Annotated in this window: 14 protein-coding genes; 3 read left to right on the top strand and 11 right to left on the bottom strand. The window is 60.9% G+C overall.

Annotation, left to right across the window (positions count from 1 at the left end; genetic code table 11):
* Positions 1 to 6: 6 nt before the first annotated feature.
* The 6 genes from KBY08_RS11185 to KBY08_RS11210 all read right to left on the bottom strand — a co-directional run bounded on the left by KBY08_RS11185 (position 7) and on the right by KBY08_RS11210 (position 6,605).
* Complete coding sequence (locus tag KBY08_RS11185) at positions 7 to 771, bottom strand: SDR family oxidoreductase (RefSeq protein ID WP_004407873.1); 765 nt, start codon at positions 769 to 771, stop codon at positions 7 to 9.
* 720 nt (positions 772 to 1,491) lie between these two features.
* Positions 1,492 to 2,208 carry an ABC transporter ATP-binding protein gene (locus KBY08_RS11190; RefSeq protein WP_004407872.1) on the bottom strand — a complete coding sequence of 239 codons (717 nt, stop codon included), beginning with the start codon at positions 2,206 to 2,208 and terminating at the stop codon, positions 1,492 to 1,494.
* Complete coding sequence (locus KBY08_RS11195) at positions 2,205 to 3,080, bottom strand: ABC transporter ATP-binding protein (protein ID WP_003431920.1); 876 nt, start codon at positions 3,078 to 3,080, stop codon at positions 2,205 to 2,207. Before KBY08_RS11195 ends, KBY08_RS11190 begins: the two co-directional genes overlap by 4 nt.
* Positions 3,077 to 4,390: a high-affinity branched-chain amino acid ABC transporter permease LivM gene (livM, locus tag KBY08_RS11200; RefSeq protein ID WP_057458435.1), complete on the bottom strand. Its 1,314-nt coding sequence runs from the start codon at positions 4,388 to 4,390 to the stop codon at positions 3,077 to 3,079. The genes KBY08_RS11195 and livM overlap by 4 nt, the downstream gene beginning before the upstream one ends.
* A gap of 2 nt (positions 4,391 to 4,392) precedes the next feature.
* Positions 4,393 to 5,307 carry an ABC transporter permease subunit gene (locus KBY08_RS11205; protein WP_011266504.1) on the bottom strand — a complete coding sequence of 305 codons (915 nt, stop codon included), beginning with the start codon at positions 5,305 to 5,307 and terminating at the stop codon, positions 4,393 to 4,395.
* Positions 5,308 to 5,468: 161 nt separating this feature from the next.
* Entirely contained in the window at positions 5,469 to 6,605 is a 1,137-nt protein-coding gene (locus KBY08_RS11210; RefSeq protein WP_058398825.1) for a branched-chain amino acid ABC transporter substrate-binding protein, read from the bottom strand.
* Between the two features lie 499 nt (positions 6,606 to 7,104).
* On the opposite strand from KBY08_RS11210, the gene KBY08_RS11215 reads away from it, so the two are divergent.
* The 3 genes from KBY08_RS11215 (at position 7,105) to nadE (ending at position 10,186) form a co-directional block, all read left to right on the top strand.
* Complete coding sequence (locus KBY08_RS11215; protein ID WP_024641542.1) at positions 7,105 to 8,010, top strand: LysR substrate-binding domain-containing protein; 906 nt, start codon at positions 7,105 to 7,107, stop codon at positions 8,008 to 8,010.
* A gap of 99 nt (positions 8,011 to 8,109) precedes the next feature.
* Complete coding sequence (gene pncB / locus KBY08_RS11220; protein WP_111522154.1) at positions 8,110 to 9,387, top strand: nicotinate phosphoribosyltransferase; 1,278 nt, start codon at positions 8,110 to 8,112, stop codon at positions 9,385 to 9,387.
* Entirely contained in the window at positions 9,359 to 10,186 is an 828-nt protein-coding gene (nadE, locus tag KBY08_RS11225; protein WP_003317217.1) for an ammonia-dependent NAD(+) synthetase, read from the top strand. Before pncB ends, nadE begins: the two co-directional genes overlap by 29 nt.
* Positions 10,187 to 10,373: 187 nt before the next feature.
* On the opposite strand, the gene azu is transcribed toward nadE, so the two are convergent.
* The 5 genes from azu to KBY08_RS11250 form a co-directional block, all read right to left on the bottom strand.
* Positions 10,374 to 10,820 carry an azurin gene (gene azu, locus KBY08_RS11230; RefSeq protein WP_111522153.1) on the bottom strand — a complete coding sequence of 149 codons (447 nt, stop codon included), beginning with the start codon at positions 10,818 to 10,820 and terminating at the stop codon, positions 10,374 to 10,376.
* Between the two features lie 152 nt (positions 10,821 to 10,972).
* Positions 10,973 to 11,866: a transglutaminase family protein gene (locus KBY08_RS11235; protein WP_003393517.1), complete on the bottom strand. Its 894-nt coding sequence runs from the start codon at positions 11,864 to 11,866 to the stop codon at positions 10,973 to 10,975.
* Positions 11,866 to 14,361 carry a circularly permuted type 2 ATP-grasp protein gene (locus tag KBY08_RS11240; RefSeq protein ID WP_004407846.1) on the bottom strand — a complete coding sequence of 832 codons (2,496 nt, stop codon included), beginning with the start codon at positions 14,359 to 14,361 and terminating at the stop codon, positions 11,866 to 11,868. The genes KBY08_RS11235 and KBY08_RS11240 overlap by 1 nt, the downstream gene beginning before the upstream one ends.
* An 89-nt stretch (positions 14,362 to 14,450) precedes the next feature.
* Positions 14,451 to 17,729, bottom strand: a complete 3,279-nt coding sequence (locus KBY08_RS11245; RefSeq protein WP_111522152.1) for a DUF2126 domain-containing protein — start codon at positions 17,727 to 17,729, stop codon at positions 14,451 to 14,453.
* Positions 17,730 to 18,236: 507 nt separating this feature from the next.
* Positions 18,237 to 20,546 (bottom strand): YgiQ family radical SAM protein, encoded by a 2,310-nt coding sequence (locus KBY08_RS11250; RefSeq protein ID WP_111522151.1) that lies wholly within the window; start codon positions 20,544 to 20,546, stop codon positions 18,237 to 18,239.
* Between the last annotated feature and the right edge of the window lie 178 nt (positions 20,547 to 20,724).

A 20,724-nucleotide genomic window follows, 5' to 3' on the forward strand; every position in this document is an offset into this window, starting at 1 on the left:
AATCAATCAACCGCGGTTGCGATCAATCGCAAAGCCGGCCCAGGTCTGGCTGACAGGCATCAGTTCCAGGCTGTTGATGTTGACGTGCGCGGGTGTGTTCATGATCCAGAAGATGGTGTCGGCGATGTCCTGAGGCTGAATCGGCTCGGCACCTGCGTAGGTGGCGTCGTACTTGGCCTGATCACCGCCGAAACGCACCAGCGAAAACTCGCTCTCGCACAGCCCCGGCTCAAGGTTGGTGACGCGCACGCCGGTGCCGATCAGGTCGTTGCGCAGGTTCAGCGAGAACTGCCCGACAAAGGCCTTGGTGCCACCGTAGACGTTGCCGCCCGGATACGGGTAGTTACCGGCGACCGAACCCAGGTTGACGATGCTCGCGCCGCGACCGTGCGCGATCAGACGCGGCAGCAGCAGACGCGTGGTGTACACCAGACCTTTGACGTTGGTGTCGATCATGGTGTCCCAGTCATCCAGATCGCACTTGGGCGCAGGATCGATTCCCAGCGCCAGACCGGCATTGTTGATCAGCCCGCGAATGCTGCCGAACTCTTCAGGCAAACCTGCGATGGCGCTCTCCATCGCCTTGCGGTCACGTACATCCAGCACCAGCGTATGCACCTTGGTCTGCTTCGACAGCTCGGCGCTCAAGGCATCCAGGCGGTCCTTGCGTCGACCGGTCAGCACCAGCGACCAGCCCGCCTCGGCGAAACGACGGGCACACGCCTCGCCAAAACCGGAAGTGGCGCCCGTGATGAATACAGTGGAAGTCATTTCATTCTCCTGACATGGCGCAAAAACAGCGCTGCCTGTTAATAAGTTTCTGGCAAGGGCAGCAGAATGCCCGTCAGCGGGACATCGATGCAACAACCGAGTGTATTTGTACAAAAAACAACCAACCCGGAGCGGGCCATGCGCTACGGGCCTCACAGGCACTTTTGCCCACCTTATCCACAGTCAGACCCACAATCTCTGGGGGCAAGTCAGGTACGCTGAACATCACGTGTTTCGGGGCCTGCAGCGTATCAGGCGAAGTTTTTTCCTTGACTTTGCCCGAGACCGCCAAGGGGTCGCCAAGCGTCAGAAAACAGTGATGGCCTGTAGCCCAGACCCCATAACGTCCGGGGCAGTCTTTCCAAGGCTTGTTAACAGACTTACCCACAGGCTGTTCGCCTGTAAAGCCTGTATGAACGACCAGCCCGGATGCTGTTGACAAATGCCCCGTCACGTCGGCCGAAAACCTCTGTACGAAATTTGATCATTCTTCTGCAGGCCTTATGCATAAAGGGCTGCAGGTAAATACTCCCAAGTTATTAACAGCCGGTTCCACAGTAAACCTGAACAAGTCAAAACGGTGACAAAACAACCCTTTGCAGCGGTTTTATGTCGCACTTATCAGACGCGCCAAAATTGTTTTCCACAATTGCAGACGACCGCGCCCCGGATGTTTGAGCATCCGGGGCGCGCGACGAAAACGGCAGGGTTTTGACGAACTCAGTGCCCGCCCAGATAAGCGTTCCTTACCTCTTCATTTACCAGCAATTCCTGCCCCGTGCCGGACAGGCGAATCTCGCCATTGACCATGACATAGGCCCGGTCGGACAGCTTGAGCGCATGGTTGGCGTTCTGCTCGACCAGAAATATCGTCATGCCCGTGGCTGCCAGTTCACGCAGGGTCGAGAAGATCTGTTTGACGATGATCGGGGCCAGACCCAGGCTTGGCTCATCGAGCAGCAGCAATTTCGGACGACTCATCAGCGCACGGGCGATGGCGAGCATTTGCTGCTCGCCTCCGGACATGGTCATGGCGCGCTGATTGCGGCGCTCCTTGAGCCTGGGGAACAGCTCGAACATGCGCTGCATGTCTTCGGCCGAATGCTTGTCGCCAATCGGAATGGTGCCCATCATCAGGTTTTCTTCGACCGACATGTCGGGAAAGACCCGCCGTCCCTCCGGCGACTGCGCAATGCCGTTGGAGGCGATGTAATGCGAGGACTTCTGGGTGATGTCGGTGCCCTGATAGATGATCTGCCCGCTGGCCGCGCGCGGCTGACCGAAGATCGACATCAGCAGCGTGGACTTGCCCGCGCCGTTGGAGCCGATCAGGCTCACCGTTTCACCCTCATTGATGTGCAGCGAGACTTTCTTCAGGGCCTGAATCGGCCCGTAAAACACATCGATCTCTTTCAGTTCGAGGATCGGCTTGCTCATACCAGCTCCTCTTCATCAGCGCCCAGATACGCAGCGATCACCTTCGGATCATTACGGATCTGTTCCGGCCCGCCCATCGCAATCACGTTGCCATGGTCGAGCACCACAATATCGTCGGAAATCCCCATGACCATGCCCATGTCGTGCTCGATCAGCACAATGGTCATGTCGTGCTCGTCACGCAGCAGGCGGATCATGCCGCTGAGTGCCTCGGTTTCCTGCGGGTTGAGACCGGCAGCCGGCTCATCCAGGCAGATCACCTGCGGCCGCGTGCACATGGCTCGCGCAATCTCCAGACGGCGCTGCTGCCCGTAGGACAACTCGCCAGCCAGACGGTTGGCGCAGTCCACCAGATCGACCACCTCCAGCCAGTAGAACGCGGTGTTCAGCGCATCCTCTTCGGCCTTGCGATAGCCCCTGGTATTCAGGATCCCGCTGATCAGGCTGCGGTTGACCCACATGTGCTGGGCGACCAGCAGGTTTTCGACGACCGACATTTCCTTGAACAGGCGAATGTTCTGGAACGTGCGCGCCAGCCCTGCCCTGTTGACCAGATGGGTGCCGCCGAACATCTTGTAGTACACCCGGCTGAGGAAGCTTTTCGGCGACACGAAGTCGGTCGCCTGGAACGGCTCGCCCAATAGCTTGATCACATTGGTGGTCTTGCCACGAGTGTGCAGTTCGATGCGTCCGCCAGTGGCCTTGTAGAAACCGGTCAGGCAGTTGAAGACCGTGGTCTTGCCCGCACCGTTGGGGCCGATCAGGGCGAAAATCGAATTGCGCCGGACCTTGAGGCTGACGTCGCTGAGGGCCTTGATGCCGCCAAAGTGCATCATCAGGTGCTCGACGGAGAGAATCACTTCAGTGCTCATCGCGCAGCCCTCTCTGTCACCAGCGCGCCCTTGCGCGGTTTTACCCCGGTGCGGCTGATGCGAATCAGGCCGCGTGGTCGCCAGATCATCATCAGCACCATCAGAATCCCGAACAGCAGCACGCGGTATTCGGAGAAGCTGCGCAGCAGTTCAGGCGCAACGGTCAGCACGAACGCGGCGATCACCACACCGACGGTCGAGCCCATGCCGCCCAGCACCACGATCGCCAGAATCAGCGCCGACTCGAAAAAGGTGAATGAGGTCGGGTTGACGAAGCCCTGATAGCTGGCGAAAAACACTCCGGCAAGGCCTGCGGTCGACGCACCGATGGTGAACGCCGACAGCTTGACCAGCACATGATTGAGGCCCATCGAACGACAGGCGATCTCGTCCTCGCGCAAGGCTTCCCAGGCACGCCCGATCGGCATGCGGGTCAGGCGATGCTTGATGAACAGCACCGCCAGCACGACCAGGAACAGCACGGTGTAGATGAAGATGAATTTCAGGTCCGGGTTGTAATCGAAGCCGAAATATTCATGGATCGGCACCCCGCCGTCCTTGGCGCGTCGGCCGAATTCCAGCCCGAGGAAGGTGGGCGCCGGCACCGGCACACCGTTCGGGCCGCCGGTGAACGACAGCCAGTTATTCAACACCAGGCGAATGATCTCGCCGAACCCGAGCGTCACGATGGCCAGATAGTCGCCATGCATGCGCAACACCGGGAAGCCAAGAATGCACCCGGCCAGCGCCGCCGCGATCGCCGCCAGCGGCAAGGCCGACCAGAAGCCCAGGCCCAGATACTGATAGCCCAGCGCCAGACCATAAGCACCGATGGCGTAAAACGCCACGTAGCCAAGATCGAGCAGCCCCGCCAGACCGACCACGATGTTCAGCCCCAGGCCCAGCAGCACGTAGATCAGACCGAGGATGACCACGGTCAGAATGTACTTGTTGGCGAAGATCGGGAACACGATGGCAATCACGATCAGCAGCGGAATGACCCAGTACAGGCTCGATCGATGATCCGGTTTGAGTACATGCACGCCGGAGTCGGAGCTTTCGAAGCTCTGGGAAACACGCAGGCCTCTGGGTGTTTGCAGAAACAGACTGATCAAAAAGCGACCGATCATGACCACGCCCACCAGCCAGGCCACGCGCGTCGGTTGCAGGTTGAAGCTGTAGCCATCGAGCACGATCCCGACAATGGGGCCGAATACGATCAGCGCCAGCAACCCGGCGACTACGGCATCGATCAGACTCTTCTTGATGTCGACAGGTTTGGAAACAGGAACAGCAACAGGAGCGGACATACTTATACCTTCGCCACGAGTGGGCGACCCAGAAGGCCTTGGGGACGGAAAATCAGGATCAGCACCAGCAGGCCGAAACTGAACACGTCTTTGTAATCGGAGTTGATCAGACCGGAGAACTGCGACTCGGCAACCCCCAGGATCAAGCCGCCCAGCATGGCACCCGGCAACGAGCCGATCCCGCCCAGCACGGCGGCAGTAAACGCCTTGATGCCGATGATGAAGCCGGCATAGAAGTCGAACGTGCCGTAATTCATGGTGATCAGCACACCGGCCAGTGCCGCCATGGCAGCGCCGATGATGAACACATAGGAAATGACCCGGTCGGTGTTGATGCCGAGGATCGAGGCCATCTTGCGGTCTTGCTGGGTGGCCCGGCACATGCGGCCCAGCTTGGTGTACTTGATGATGTAGGTCAGCACGCCCATGCCGACGAAGGCGGCAATGAGGATGAAGATCTTGGTGTAGGTGATCTGCACGAAGCCGCTGCCGACCTCGAAGCGCCACGCGCCTTCAAGCAGCGTAGGCACGCCTTGCTGGCGCGCGCCCTGGCTGATCTGTGCATAGTTCTGCAGGATCAGGGAAATGCCGATAGCGCTGATCAGCGGTGCCAGGCGGGTCGAGTTGCGCAGCGGCTTGTACGCCACACGCTCGATGACGAAGCCGTAAACCCCGGTGACCACAATGGTGAACACCAGCGTACCGAGAATCAGGAACGGAAAGGATTCCACGCCGAAGAACGACAGAACCGCGAGGCCGATGGCGGCCAGGTAGGCGGAAATCATGTACACGTCGCCATGGGCGAAGTTGATCATGCCGATGATGCCGTAGACCATCGTATAACCGATGGCGATGAGGCCGTAGACAGACCCGAGAGTGAGTCCGTTGACCATTTGTTGCAGGAAGATTCCATCCATCACGCACGCTCACACAAAAAGGCAGCTCAGCACCCCGCCAGTCACACCCTCGTGAGGCATGACCGACAGGTCCGAAAACGATAAAAGAGATGCAGGCTCGCTCATGGGCGAGCCCATCACCGGGTCAGCACCTGACGCGCAGGACTGACGCGAGGTCTATCTCACTTCTGTTTTTCGAGTTGCTTGTATTTGCCGGCGGCGTCCCACTGGTAAACCACGTAGTCGGAGACTTTCAGGTCACCCTTGGCATCCCAGGCTTTTTCACCCATGACGGTCTTGACCGGGTTGGCCTTGAGCCAGACGGCGGCTGCGTCACCCTTGTTGGACTTGGCGCCATTGAAACCGGCCGCCAGGGCCTGTACCGAAGCGTAAGCGTACAGCGTGTAACCTTCAGGCTCGTAACCGGCCTTGCGGAACTGGTCCACCACAGCCTTGCTGTCCGGCAATGCGCGCGGGTCAGCGCCGAAGGTCATGTACACGCCATCGACGTACTGTGCGCCACCTGCAGTGGTCACCAGCTCGTCGGTCACGACACCATCATCGGACATGAACTTGACGTCCTTGAGGCCTTGCTCGCGCATCTGCCGAACCAGTGGACCGGCTTCCGGGTGCAGACCGCCGAAGTACACGACGTCAGCGCCCACCGAACGAATCTTCGTGACCAGCGCACTGAAATCTTTCTCGCCACGGGTCAGACCCTCTTCGAGGATCGGCTCGACGCCACGCTTGGTCAACTGAGCGGCCGTTGCGTCCGCGAGGCCCTTGCCGTAGGTGTCCTTGTCATTGATAACGGCGACTTTCTTGCCCTTGAGCACGTCGACGATGTAGTCCCCCGCAACGACACCCTGCTGGTCATCGCGACCGCACATGCGGAACATATCTTTCAGACCACGCTCGGTCACTGTCGGGTTGGTCGAGCCGGGCGTAATGGCAATCACGCCTGCTTCGTCATAGATCTCAGACGCCGGGATGGTTGACGACGAGCAGAAGTGCCCGACCACGCCAATCACCTTGTCCTGATCCACCAGGCGGTTGGCAACTGCCACGGCCTGCTTGGGCTCACAAGCGTCATCGCCCGCGACCAGTACGATTTTCTCCCCGTTGACACCCCCTGCCGCATTGATCGCATCGGCTGCTGCCTGCGCGCCCTTCATGTACTGCTGACCAAACGACGCGTTCGCGCCGGTCATTGGGCCCGCTACGCCGATTTTCACGTCCGCCTGTGCAAACGAAGACACGCCCAATGCAGTAGCCACTGCGATTGCCAGAAAATCTTTCCTGTAAAACGTATGCGACATAAGTGGTGCTCCTGAGGGTATTTTTTTAGTTGGCACTTTCATGATCGAACAGATACAGAGTTGCTCAGAGCAAGGCGCGTGCCATCGCTTTTTGGTTGAGGGCGATGTCGTGTTTTTCGTGTCATTCCATCATTCAACGCCGCGCAACAGGGCACCGTGGTTACTTCAGACGCGCAAGGTGCAACCCCGGACGAAAAAAGAGCAACCCACGCGCACTCGAGTAGCAACCAGCACATGCCGGGATGGGCAACCCACCTGTAACAGCACACGTCACCGAATTGCACACGCCCGGTGCGTGAACGCTACGAGACGCACCATTTGAGGCTAGCGGATTAAACGAGACCTGCCGCAGCCATCGTCAGATTCTGAAAAGCGCGTCACGCGACGCCAGTAATAACCTCCCCGCATACACCCGACAAACGACCTTTAAGCGAGATATCATTCCGATTATTCATAATGCTTACGCCAGCCCGCGCGCGCCGCAGACAGAGAAGTCATCATGCTGAACAAACGTCATCTGCCCTCGATAGCCGCATTGCAATGCTTTGAGGCAGTGACCCGGCACCTGAGCTTCACGCGCGCAGCAGAAGAACTCAACCTGACCCAGAGCGCCGTCAGCAAGCAGGTCGCGCAACTCGAAGAGCTGGTTCAGCACCTGCTGTTTCAGCGCGTGCGCCGCCGTCTGCAACTGACGCCAGCCGGGGCGCTGTACCTGGCTGAAGTGCGCAAGATCCTGACCCAGATCGAGATGTCTACCCACTTCCTGCGCTCCTACGGCGGAGAAACCGAGGTGTTGCGCGTCTCCACACCGTCGACATTCGGCGCGCGCTGGCTGGTGCCGCGCCTCAAGGGCTGGCGCTTGCGTCACCCGCACATTCACCTGGACCTTATCAACGAACAGGAATCCGATGACCTGATCAAGGGCCGCTGTGACGTGTCGTTCTATTTCGGCCAGGCGGCCATGCCCGGCGCAGAAAGCGTGAAGCTGTTCGGTGAGGAACTGGTGCCGGTGTGCACCCCCGAAAGCCTGCCGGACGAGCCTCTCGCCGACCCGACCCAACTGAGTGAACTGGTCCTGTTGCAGAATGCCTTCCGCCCCGAAGCCTGGCATGAATGGTTCGAAAGCCAGGGCTATCACACCGACCACAGCTATCACGGGCCGCGCTTTGAAACCTTCTATATGTGCATCCGCGCGGCACAGGTCGGCTGCGGTGTCGCGCTGCTGCCACGCTTTCTGGTCGAGGAGGAACTGGCCGAGGGCAAGCTGGTGATTGCCTGGGATTACGCATTGCCCAGCACTAACAGCGCCTACTACCTGTCCTATCCGGAACATACCGCCGACGTGCCCAAAATCCGGGTTTTTCTACAGTGGATGCTGGAACAGTTGGATCAACCCCCCGCTTAAGGGCGACAATGCACACCCATCCGGCCGTGAGCCTTCCATGGTGACAGACAGGAAGTCACGCGCCCCACTTTATCCGGCTGCTCTGGAGAGCCTGATTCAATGAGCGAGAGCGCCTTTTCCAATCGCATCGTGCAAAGCCTGCTCGATACCGATTTCTACAAGCTGACCATGATGCAGGCCGTCCTGCACAACTACCCGAACGTGGACGTCGAGTGGGAATTCCGTTGCCGCAACGGGGAGGACCTTCGCCCCTACCTGGATGAAATCAAGCACCAGATCGAGCTGTTGTGCGAGCTGTCCCTGAGCCCCGAGCACCTGGCTTTTCTGGAACGCATCACCTTCATCAAACCGGATTTTCTGCGCTTTCTCGGGCTGTTCCGCTTCAATACCCGCTACGTGAAAACCACCATCGAGAATGACGAACTGTGCATTCGCCTGCACGGGCCGTGGCTGCACGTCATCCTGTTTGAAGTGCCGCTGCTGGCCATCGTCAGCGAAGTGCGCAACCGGCATCGCTACCCGGACACCCTGCTCAGCCAGGCGCGGGATCGTCTGTATGACAAGTTCGAATGGTTGACCACGCATGCCACGACGGATGAGCTGGCCGAGCTGAAAGTGGCGGACTTCGGCACGCGCCGGCGGTTTTCCTACCGCGTGCAGGAAGAAATGCTCGGCGTCCTGAAAAACGACTTTCCAGGCCAGTTCGTCGGCACCAGCAATGTGCATCTGGCCCGCCAGCTTGACCTCAAGCCCTTGGGCACCATGGCCCACGAATGGATCATGGCCCATCAGCAGCTGGGACCGCGTCTGATCGACAGTCAGATTGCCGCGCTCGATTGCTGGGTCCGTGAATATCGCGGCCTGCTGGGGATCGCGCTGACCGACTGCATCACCACCGATGCCTTCCTGAACGACTTCGATCTGTACTTCGCCAAGCTGTTCGACGGTTTGCGCCATGATTCGGGCGACCCGGTGAAGTGGGCCGAAAAATGCATCTCGCATTACCAGAAGCTCGGTATCGACCCGATGAGCAAGACCCTGGTGTTTTCCGATGGGCTGAACCTGCCCAAGGCGCTCGATATCTTTCGCGCGTTGCGCGGACGCATCAATGTCAGCTTCGGGATCGGCACCAACCTGACGGCCGACATCCCCGGCATTGCGCCGATGAACATGGTATTGAAAATGACGGCTTGCGCCGGTCAGGCCGTGGCGAAGATCTCTGACGAGCCCGGCAAGACGCAGTGCAAGGACCCGAACTTTGTCGCTTACCTGCGGCATGTGTTCAAGGTGCCGGATTTGCCGAGCCCGGAAAACCCGCTTGAATTGTCCTATCTACGAGGAGTGAATCATGCACGCCGTACAGCGCCAGATTGCTGAACAGCTCAAGGTCCAGCCACCTTTCGCGGACCAGAACGCGCTGCAGGCCGAGGTCGCCCGCCGCGTCAACTTCATCAAGGAGTGCCTGCAGAACGCACGGCTCAAGACTCTGGTGCTCGGCATCAGCGGCGGAGTCGACTCGCTGACGGCCGGCCTGCTCGCCCAACGCGCGGTCAAGGAACTGCGTGAAAGCACGGGTGACAACGCCTATCGCTTCATCGCCGTGCGCCTGCCTTATGTGGTGCAGGCCGATGAGCACGAAGCCCAGGCCTCTGTCGACTTCATCGAGCCGGACGAGCGCCATACCATCAACATCGGCAGCAGCGTCAAGGCCCTGGCCGCTGAGGTGAAGGCCTTCGACGGGCTTCCAGCGACTTCGGTGGATTTCGTGCTCGGCAACACCAAGGCGCGCATGCGCATGGTCGCGCAGTACACCGTCGCCGGCGCTTACCATGGCCTTGTGATCGGCACCGATCACGCGGCCGAAGCGGTGATGGGCTTCTTCACCAAGTTCGGCGACGGCGCATGCGACCTGGCACCGTTGAGCGGCCTGGTGAAAAACCAGGTACGCGCCATCGCCCGCCATTTCGGCGCACCTGAATCGCTGGTCGAGAAAGTGCCGACTGCGGACCTGGAAGACCTGTCACCCGGCAAACCGGACGAAGCTTCGCACGGCGTGACCTACGCCGAGATCGACGCCTTCCTGCACGGCGAACCGGTACGCGAGGAAGCGTTCCGGATCATTTGCGAAACCTACGCCAAGACCCAGCACAAGCGCGAACTGCCTTACGCGCCGTGAGTGAGTGCGGAACGAGAGCGCTGCAGCACTATCGTGCCCATGCTCCGCGTGGGTACGCCTTTCTGGACGCTCTGCGTCCGCTTCTGAATGCGCGGCGCGGCACAGATCTGTGACGCAGAGCGCCACGAACGGCATTCCCACGCGGAGCGTGAGGAACGATACTCTCAGACGCTCCGGAGACCTGCCGTTACTTCAGGGTCACAGCGCCTTTCATCATGCTGATGTGCCCGGGGAAGGTGCAGAAGAACTGGTATTCCTGGGCAGCGTCGAGCTTCGACACGTCAAACGTCACCGAGTCCTTTTCGCCAGCGCCGATGACTTTGGTGTGGGCGATAACGCGGCTGTCGTCCGGCTTCAAATACTCCTTGTCGATGCCAGCCGCCATGCCGTCGGTGACGATTGCCTGGGTGTCGGCTTTTTTGCCCAGCACCCAGTTATGGCCCATGACATTCTTCGGCAGGCTGCCGGAGTGAGTCAGGTTGACGGTGAATTCCTTGCAGCTCTTGTCGATCTCAATGGCTTTGGTGTCGTACATCATTTGATCGGTCGAATCGACTGTGACCGAGCACTCGGCAGCCAGCAATTGACCACTGGCCAGCGACAACAGCGAAATCGCTAAAAGCTTGCGAATCATTTGAATCTCCAGGGCAGGACTTGATTAACGTAAAACTGATGTAAGAAGAGAGTGCCCGATCAGGGCCAGGGTTCCAAGGACGTGCGTCAAATGGTCCCGCGGACGCTCGCGACAGAGCGCCCTTTGAAAGAACGATTCCCGGCAGCAGGTAATTAGCCGCTGACCGGCATCACCGTTACCCGCACATCCGGATCATGCGTGCCGCCGCCCAGAATCACACCACGCAACGGTGAGACATCGGAGAAATCGCGTCCCCAGGCCAGGCTGATGTGCTCCAGCGCAGGCTGCACATTGTTGGTGGGGTCGAAGTCGACCCAGCCAGAGGCCGGACAGAATACCGAGACCCAGGCGTGCGAGGCATCGGCACCGATCAGCCGCGGCTGCCCCGGTGGCGGCTGGGTGAGCAGATAGCCGCTCACATAGCGCGCCGCCAGGCCACGGGAGCGCAGACACGCCAGCATCAAATGGGCGAAGTCCTGACACACGCCGCGCCGCCGCTCCAGCACTTCCACCAGCGGCGTGGCGACCTGAGTGGCTTCTTCATCGAAGGTGAACTCCTCGAAAATCTTTTCCATCAACGCCTGTACGCACAGCAATAACGGGCGGCCCGGCGGGAAACAGACCTGCGAGAACTCGACGAACGAGCGCTTCAGGTGAACGTAGGGGGATTCGAAGCGATAGCGGCAGGCCTCCAGAATGTCCTCGGTCATCGGCTTGGCGCTGTACGTCAGCGCACTGCGGGTCACTTCCCATTCCGGCGACAGATTGAAATCCAGAAACGGCTTCTCCATGACCTCGATACGCAACCGCGCATTGACCTGCAACTCATCGTGCGGACGCTCGAAGGCCAGACGGGTCAGCGGGTTGCCGAACACATCCAGCTCATCACGACGCGTGGTGGGCTCCGGAAGAATCTCCAGCGCCTGCTCGGTGCAACGCTGCCAGGGACTGCTGCGCGGCCACAGGTGCGCCAGTTGCTGGGCCAGCGAGACCGGGCTGTCGTACTTGTAATGCGTGTCATGGAAAATCTGGTAGAAAGCGCTCATCAGACAGACACCGTGCGTTGGCTGACATCATCGACGTGGGCAAAGTGGCGCAACGCCAGGCGATCGGATGCCTGTCCACTGCAATCACCGATGCTCTGCAGCAAGTCCGCCAGCCCGTCGAGCACGGCGTCGATACTGCTCTGGCCAAACAAGGGATTCTCCAGGCTGCCCAGGTCGAACGCGGCAAGACGCTGGGCCAGCACCGCCAGGCTACTGTCGCGTGGCGCATCGAACTCGTCGTTCAGGCGGCGCAACGAGCGCTGCACCAGCTTGAGCTGAAACAGCACCGCATGCGGGTTCTGCTCGTCGAGCAGCAACAGGTCCAGCACCGGAATCAGATGCGGCACCGCCATGTAGCGCGAGCGATAGGTGATGCTGCTGTTACCCAGCTCCAGCAACCACTCCAGTCCGGCCCGCTCGAAAACCACCAGCCCGCGCAAAAACGCCGAGAGACTGGTGCTGAGAAACTTCAGGCGCTCGATCCGTCGCCCGATCATCAGGAAGCTCCAGCCCTCGTCGCGGGTCATGTCATCCATGGCGAAGCCAGACAGGGCCGCCAGCGACATCACCAGACGGTTGAGAAAATCCAGCAGCTCGCCGAAATCCGGCTCTTCGCTTTCCAGGCTCAGGGCCTCGCGCTGCAACTCGACCAGCGCCTGCCAGTTTTCCTTGGATAACTTGCCACGCACTTGCGAGGCCGCCCATTGCAGGCGCTGCAAATTGGCCCGCAGGCTGAACGGCCACTCGTCGCCCATCAGCGCGACAAGCAGGCGATCCTTCAGCTCTTCGCCCTCCTGTGCCTCGGGCAACATGCCCAGGCTCTCGGCCAGCGCGACGGCGGCTTGCAGCGCGAGAGGGTCATCATCGTCGACGTAGCGCGTCAGCATGATGCGCAGCAGGCGCGCACTGTCGTCGCAACGCTCGCAGTAACGGCCAAACCAGAACAGGTTTTCCACCACCCGTGACGGCAGATAGGGGTCGCGACGGATCAGGTCGTAGACACCCAGCTTTCGTTGGCCTTTCCACGGCTCGCCAAGGTGCGAGCGCTCGCCCAGCACCCAGGTGTCCTTGCTTGCCCCGCCACGCTGCATCGAAACCACGTCGGCATCGGCTTCGGCGGCCACTCGGGTCAGGCCGCCCGGCAGCACGCGATAGCCGTCGAGGCTGGCCACGGCATACACACGCATGCCGATGGCGCGCGGCTGCAAACCGGTGCCATCGGCCTGCAGCACCGGAGCATGGGACAACTGCGCCAGTTCCTGAGCGACATAGGCATAGGGCCGCGACTGCATGCGCTGGGCAAGTGCCAGGCGTTGCTCCTCATTCAGATCACGGCCGAACACCGGCGCGAAGTGCTGCGAGGGGAACGCCGGTTTGATCAACAGATCCGGCAGTTTTTCCAGCGCCTGGGCCAGCACCGGCGGCTCTCCGCACCACCAGGTCGCCACCGAGGGCAGGATCAAATCCTCGCCGAACAGGTATTGACTGATTTTCGGCAAAAAGCCCAATAGCCCAGGCGACTCCAGCACACCACTGCCCAACGCGTTGGCGACCAGTACATTGCCCTGACGCACCGCCTCAAGCAGCCCCGGCACACCCAGCGCAGAATCGGTACGCAATTCCAGGGGGTCGCAGAAGTCATCGTCCAGCCGGCGCATGATCGCGTGAACCCGACGCAAGCCGCTGAGGGTTTTCAGGTAGACCGTGGCATCGCGCACTGTCAGATCGCCACCCTCGACCAGCGGATAGCCCAGTTGCCGCGCCAGGTACAAGTGTTCGAAGTAGCTTTCGTTGAAACGGCCCGGCGTCAGCAGGACGATCAGGGGGGCTTCGTTGCTGGTCGGCGCCTGACGGGCCAACGTCTGCTGCAGCGCATCGAAGAAACCCGACAGGTGCCGGACTTGCAGGTCGCGGTAGGTTTCCGGCAAGGCGCGCGCGACGCTCTGGCGGTTTTCCAGCGCATAACCGGCACCCGAAGGCGCCTGGGTACGGTCGGCAGTCACCCACCAGCGCCCGTCCGGGGTACGCGCCAGATCAACGGCGTACATGTGCAGGAACGTGCCTTCCGGAGGCTTCACACCCTGACAGGGCCAGAGAAAGTTGTTGTGGCCAAACACCAGTTCGGCGGGCAACAGGCCATTGGCGATCAGCGTCTGCGGGCCGTAAAGGTCGGCGAGCACTGCATTGAGCAGCCGCGCACGCTGGGCAATCCCTGCCGCCACGTGCTGCCATTCATCCGCTGCAATGATGTGCGGCAACAGGTCCAGCTCCCACGGGCGATCCGCGCCCTTGGGGTCGGCATACACGTTGTAGGTGACACCGTTTTCCTGAATCTGCCGGGTCAGCAGGGCCTGACGCTGGATCAGTTGCGCTGCACTGCTGCGCCGCATGTGCTCGTACAGACGACGCCAGTGCGGGCGAACGGCTCCGTCGGCGTCGAGCATTTCGTGGTAAGTACCCTCGGACAGCGGGTAATGGTCAAGCAGGTCGGGCATGGAAGGCTCGGCAGGCAACGTAAGGACTTCAGATTAGTGCAGTCAGATGTCACGTCCGTGTGCATCTGACGCACAGAGCCACTGTTTTTTTAATGCAGACGCATATCCAGCGTCATCGGCAGCTCGTCGTTAATGTTGAGCGACGGAACGTCCAGTTTGCCCGGGGTGTGGCCGATGCGGAAGAAACGTGACAGGCGACGGCTTTCCGCTTCGTTGGCGTTGACCGGCAAGGTTTCGTAATTACGGCCGCCCGGATGGGCGACATGATACTCGCAGCCACCCAGCGAGCGGTGCATCCAGGTGTCGAGCAGATCGAAAACCAGTGGCGCATGCACGCCGATGGTCGGTTGCAGGCAGTTGGCCGGCTGCCAGGCGCGATAACGCACACCGGCAACGAACTCGCCGGCCCGCCCGGTCGGCTGCAGAGGCACTGCCACACCGTTACAGGTCAGCATGTAGCGCTGCGGCGGCAGCCCGCTGATATGCACTTGCAGACGCTCCAGCGATGAATCGACGTAGCGCACCGCGCCGCCGGCCGAGCCCTCTTCACCCAGGACATGCCAGGGCTCCAGCGCCTGACGCAGTTCCAGCTCGATACCGTTGACGGCGTAATCGCCCACTTTCGGGAAGCGGAATTCCAGGTGCGCAGAGAACCAGTCGGCCTGCACCGGGTAGCCTGCCGCGTTGAGGTCGGCAACCACATCGGCAAAATCCTGCTCGATGAAGTGCGGCAGCATGAAGCGGTCATGCAGTTGCGTGCCCCAGCGCGCCAGTTTCGCGGGGGCGTAGGGTTCACGCCAGAAGCGCGCCACCAGGGCGCGCAGCAACAACTGCTGCGCCAGGCTCATGCGTGCATGCGGCGGCATCTCGAACGCACGCAGCTCCAGCAGCCCCAGACGTCCGGTTGCACCATCGGGCGAGTAAAGCTTGTCGATGCAGAACTCGGCACGGTGGGTATTGCCGGTGACGTCGATCAGCAGGTTACGCAGCAGACGGTCCACCACCCACGGCGCAACTTCCTCGCCTGGCGCCGGCATCTGCGCAAAAGCGATTTCCATCTCGTAGAGCGAGTCGTTGCGCGCCTCGTCGATGCGCGGTGCCTGGGACGTCGGGCCGATGAACAGGCCGGAAAACAGGTACGACAGCGAAGGATGGTTGTGCCAGTAGCTGATCAGGCTGCGCAGCAGGTCCGGACGCCGCAGAAACGGCGAGTCCGCCGGCGTCGCGCCGCCCAGGACGAAATGGTTGCCCCCGCCGGTGCCGGTGTGACGGCCATCGATCATGAACTTCTCGGTGGTCAGACGCGTGAGGCGCGCCTGTTCATAGAGAAACTCGGTGCGCTCGACCAGCTCGTCCCAGCTCGCCGAAGGCTGCACGTTGACCTCGATCACGCCAGGGTCCGGGGTGATCCGGAAATTGCACAGCCGCGGATCGCTTGGCGGCTCGTAGCCTTCCAGCAGGATCGGGCACTGCAGTTCTTCTGCCGTCGCTTCGATCACGGCCACCAGCTCAAGGTATTCCTCAAGCTTTTGCAGCGGCGGCATGAACAGGTACAGCCGCCCTTCGCGCGCTTCGGCACACAACGCCGTGCGGGTCAGCCAGTCGGCCGACTCATCGATCTTCGGCGCGCGCTCGGCGTCCGTGTCTGTGGACTTGAGCGCCGAGGTCAACGAGTCGCTGTCGGCCAGCTCGGGGAAGTCCTGGTTATGGTCGGTCGGGTGAATGAACGGGTATTCCGCCGCCTTGACCCAAGGCTGCGACGCCAGTGGCAATCGATAGCCCAGCGCAGAATCCCCCGGCACCAGACGACAATGCTCGTCACGCAGGTACCAGCGGCCACTCTGCCAGCTGTCACCGTCCGCGTTGCGGGCCAGCGGCAGGACCTGACCGATCATCTTGTCCAGCCCCTGGGCAAAGACCTTGCGCAGACGGGCACGCTCCAGCTCGTCGCCCAGCCGCGAATCTTCGGCCGTGACGTTGACCGGCAACGCGCCTTCGCGCCACAAGTAGTAGAAATTGTCTTCGTAAGCCGGGAAAACGAAGCGGGCCGGCAGCTTCAGACGCTCGGCAACGCTGGCCAGAAAACGCCCCGCCAGTTCGCCGGTAGCGCCGTAGTCGCGGGTTTCATCGGCGATCAGTGCATTATTGCGCCACACCGGCTGGCCGTCCTTGCGCCAGAAGCAGTTCAGCGACCAGCGCGGCAACTGCTCACCCGGATACCATTTGCCCTGCCCGAAATGCACGATGCCCAGCGGCGCGTAATGCCCGCGCATGCGCTGGAACAGCTCGGCGGACAGCTCACGCTTGCGCGGCCCCAGCGCGGCGGTGTTCCATTCGGCGCCATCGCGATCGTCGATGGACACGAAGGTCGGCTCGCCGCCCATGGTCAGGCGCACATCGTCGCGCAGCAGATCGGCGTCGATCTGTCGGCCCAGGGCCTGGATGTCCTGCCATTGCGCCTCGGTGTAAGGCTTGGTGACGCGCGGCGCCTCCCAGATACGCTCGACCGACATTTCATGGCTGAATTCGGTTTCGCAGGGCTCGACCAGACCGCTGATCGGTGCTGCAGAGGACGGTTCAGGGCTGCATGCGAGGGGAATGTGCCCTTCACCAGCGAACAGGCCGGAAGTGGCATCCAGCCCGACCCAGCCCGCACCCGGCAGATAGACCTCGCACCAGGCGTGCAGATCGGTGAAGTCGACATCCGTACCCGACGGCCCATCGAGCGCCTCGACATCGGCCTTGAGCTGAATGAGGTAGCCCGACACGAAGCGCGCCGCCATGCCCAGATGACGCAGCAGTTGCACCAGCAGCCAGGCCGAGTCACGGCACGAGCCCGAGGCGTTTTCCAGGGTGAATTCCGGAGTCTGAACGCCCGGTTCCATGCGGATCAGGTAAGCCACGTCCTGACTCAGGCGCTGATTGAGGCCGACCAGAAAGTCGATGGCCGGAATCGGCTCGCGACTGATGCTGTCCAGGTACGCCTGAAATCTCGGGGTCAGCGGCAGTTTTTCGAGGTACGGCGCCAGCTCGCGCTGCTCTTCGCTGGCGTAAGTGAACGGGATGTTCTCGGCGTAGGGCTCGAGGAAGAAGTCGAACGGATTGAACACCGCCATCTCGGCGACCAGATCGACTTCGACGCGAAATTCATCGGTCTTTTCCGGGAAGACCAGACGCGCCAGGTAATTACCCTGAGGGTCCTGCTGCCAGTTGATGAAATGGTTTTCAGGCAGGACTTTCAGCGAATACGACAGCACGCGTGTGCGGCTATGGGCGGCCGGGCGCAGGCGAACGATCTGCGGACCCAGTTCGACCGCGCGGTCGTAGCGATAATGCGTGACATGGTGCAAGGCAATATGAATCGACACGGCGTGCCTCCTGCGAGCCTGAACGGTAATTGAGCCGCGCAAGACTTATGCCATCCGGTCAAAGTCGTGCGCCAACGAGATTGGAACTCCCCGCCTGAACGGGCGCAGCACCAAAATCGTGCCGGCCGAAGCCAGCGGTGCAAGGGTTGCACGCTAATAAGGCAGACAGTGTGGCAGAGGGAATGAGTGGGGGGTGAAGAATTGTGAGCGGCGTGGGTATGTGGCGTTGATGGATAGAGCGGCACGGCGGGAGTGGTGTGACGCGGAGCGTCACGAACGGCATTCCCACGCTGGAGCGTGAGGAACGATGATCTCGACTATCGTGCGACGCTCCGCGTCGACATGCCGTTCTGGACGCTCTGCGTCCGCCTTACTGCCGGTCCCCGGCAGATCGCGAACAAGTTCGCTCCCACGCCCTCCGGGCAGAAGCCCGCTATTCAGCGGCCTTCAGAACCTATGTATGGACACGCAGTTCCGGACGCTCTGCGTCTGCCCTGATACCCCACGTTAGCGTGGCACCACCGGCTTGCGCTTGGGCGGTTTGGTGCCTTTGCCTTTGGCTGCATCCATGCGCTCCTTGGCGGCCTGCTTGTTGCGCGCCATGGCGGCAGCCTTGGCCTCTTCGCGCTTGTCCCACGGCTTGCTGCCATCGCTTCCGCGCGGCGGCAGGCCGGTGTGCTGGGTCTGGATCAGCGTGGTCTTGGCATTTTTCGCAACCTTGTGGCTGCCCGCCGGCGTCGAGTTCTTGCGGCGCGCACTCTGATAGCTGTCGGTAGCCGGCTGATGCAACGGGATCAGTTGATCCTTGCCCGGCCCGATCAGATCGGCACGGCCCATGCGTTCCAGTGCCTCACGCAGCACCGGCCAGCCTTTCGGATCGTGATAGCGCAGGAAAGCCTTGTGCAGACGACGTTGCGCTTCGCTCTTCACGATGGTGACGGCATCGCTCTTGTAGGTGACCTTGCGCAGCGGGTTCTTGCCCGAGTGGTACATGGCCGTGGCCGTGGCCATCGGCGACGGGTAGAACGCCTGCACCTGGTCCGCACGGAAACCATTGCCCTTGAGCCACAACGCCAGGTTCATCATGTCTTCATCGGTGGTACCCGGGTGGGCGGCGATGAAGTAAGGAATCAGGTACTGCTCCTTGCCGGCTTCCCTGGTGTACTTCTCGAACATGCGCTTGAACTTGTCATAGCTGCCAATGCCCGGCTTCATCATCTGGTTGAGCGGACCTTCCTCGGTGTGTTCCGGGGCGATCTTCAGGTAACCACCGACGTGGTGCGTGACCAGTTCCTTGACGTACTCCGGCGACTCGACCGCGAGGTCATAGCGCAGGCCAGAGGCGATCAGGATCTTTTTCACGCCCGGCAAAGCGCGCGCGCTGCGATACAGCTGGATCAGCGACGAGTGATCGGTATTCAGGTTCGGGCAGATACCCGGGAATACGCAGGACGGCTTGCGGCAGGCCGACTCGATCTCCGGGCTTTTGCAGGCGATGCGATACATGTTCGCGGTCGGCCCGCCCAGGTCGGAAATGACCCCGGTAAAGCCCGGCACCTTGTCGCGGATCTCTTCGATTTCGCGAATGATCGACTCTTCGGAGCGGTTCTGAATGATCCGTCCTTCGTGCTCGGTGATCGAGCAGAAGGTGCAGCCGCCGAAGCAGCCACGCATGATGTTCACCGAGAAACGAATCATGTCGTAGGCAGGGATCTTTTCCTTGCCGTACGCAGGGTGCGGGACGCGCGCGTAAGGCATGCCAAACACGTAGTCCATTTCTTCAGTGGTCATCGGAATGGGCGGCGGGTTGAACCAGACGTCAACGTCGCCATGCTTCTGAACCAGCGCGCGAGCGTTGCCCGGGTTGGTTTCAAGGTGCAGCACGCGGTTGGCGTGGGCATACAGCACAGCGTCGTTACGGACCTTTTCCACTGAAGGCAGGCGGATGACCGTCTTGTCGCGGGTCATGCGCGGGCTGGCAAGAATCTGCACCACCTTGGCTTCGTTGGGGTCCTCGACGTTGCCCTTTTCCTGCTCGATGGCGCAGGCCTGAGTGTCCTGGGTGTTGACGTACGGGTTGATGATCTTGTCGACCTTGCCCGGACGGTCGATACGCGTGGAATCGACCTCATACCAGCCCTGCGGCGTGTCACGACGAATGAACGCCGTACCGCGCACGTCGGTGATGTCTTCGATCTTGTGGCCGTAGGACAGGCGCTGGGCGACTTCGACAATCGCACGTTCGGCATTGCCGTACAGCAGGATGTCGGCACAGGCGTCGATCAGGATCGAGTTGCGAACCTTGTCCTGCCAGTAGTCATAGTGCGCGATGCGGCGCAGCGAAGCTTCGATGCCACCCAGCACGATAGGCACGTGCTTGTAGGCTTCCTTGCAGCGCTGGCTGTACACCAGACTTGCGCGGTCCGGACGTTTGCCGGCCATGCCGCCCGGGGTATAGGCGTCATCGGAGCGAATTTTCTTGTCCGCGGTATAGCGGTTGATCATCGAGTCCATGTTGCCGGCAGCGACACCGAAAAACAGATTCGGCTCGCCGAGCTTCATGAAGTCGTCTTTGGACTGCCAGTCGGGCTGCGCGATGATCCCGACCCGAAAGCCCTGGGATTCGAGCAGACGACCGATGATCGCCATGCCGAAAGACGGGTGATCCACGTACGCATCACCGGTAACGATGATGATGTCGCAGGAATCCCAGCCAAGCAGATCCATTTCTTCCCGGCTCATGGGCAGGAAAGGTGCTGGTCCGAAACATTCGGCCCAGTACTTGGGATAGTCAAATAACGGCTTGGCTGATTGCATGTTCAGGACCTACGTTTGCACGTTGGAAAAATCGCGGGCGCGGAATATAGCACATTTTTTGATCAAGTCCGACGGCAATGGTCGGAATAGCAAGATCATTCGCCTAGCGCGCCTCACTGCTATTTATCACAGTACCGCGACTTATCGAGTCGGAATACCCTGATTCCGCGCTCTGATG

The sequence above is a fragment of the Pseudomonas sp. P135 genome, from assembly GCF_020312125.1.
GTDB classification, from domain to species: Bacteria; Pseudomonadota; Gammaproteobacteria; order Pseudomonadales; family Pseudomonadaceae; genus Aquipseudomonas; species Aquipseudomonas fragariae.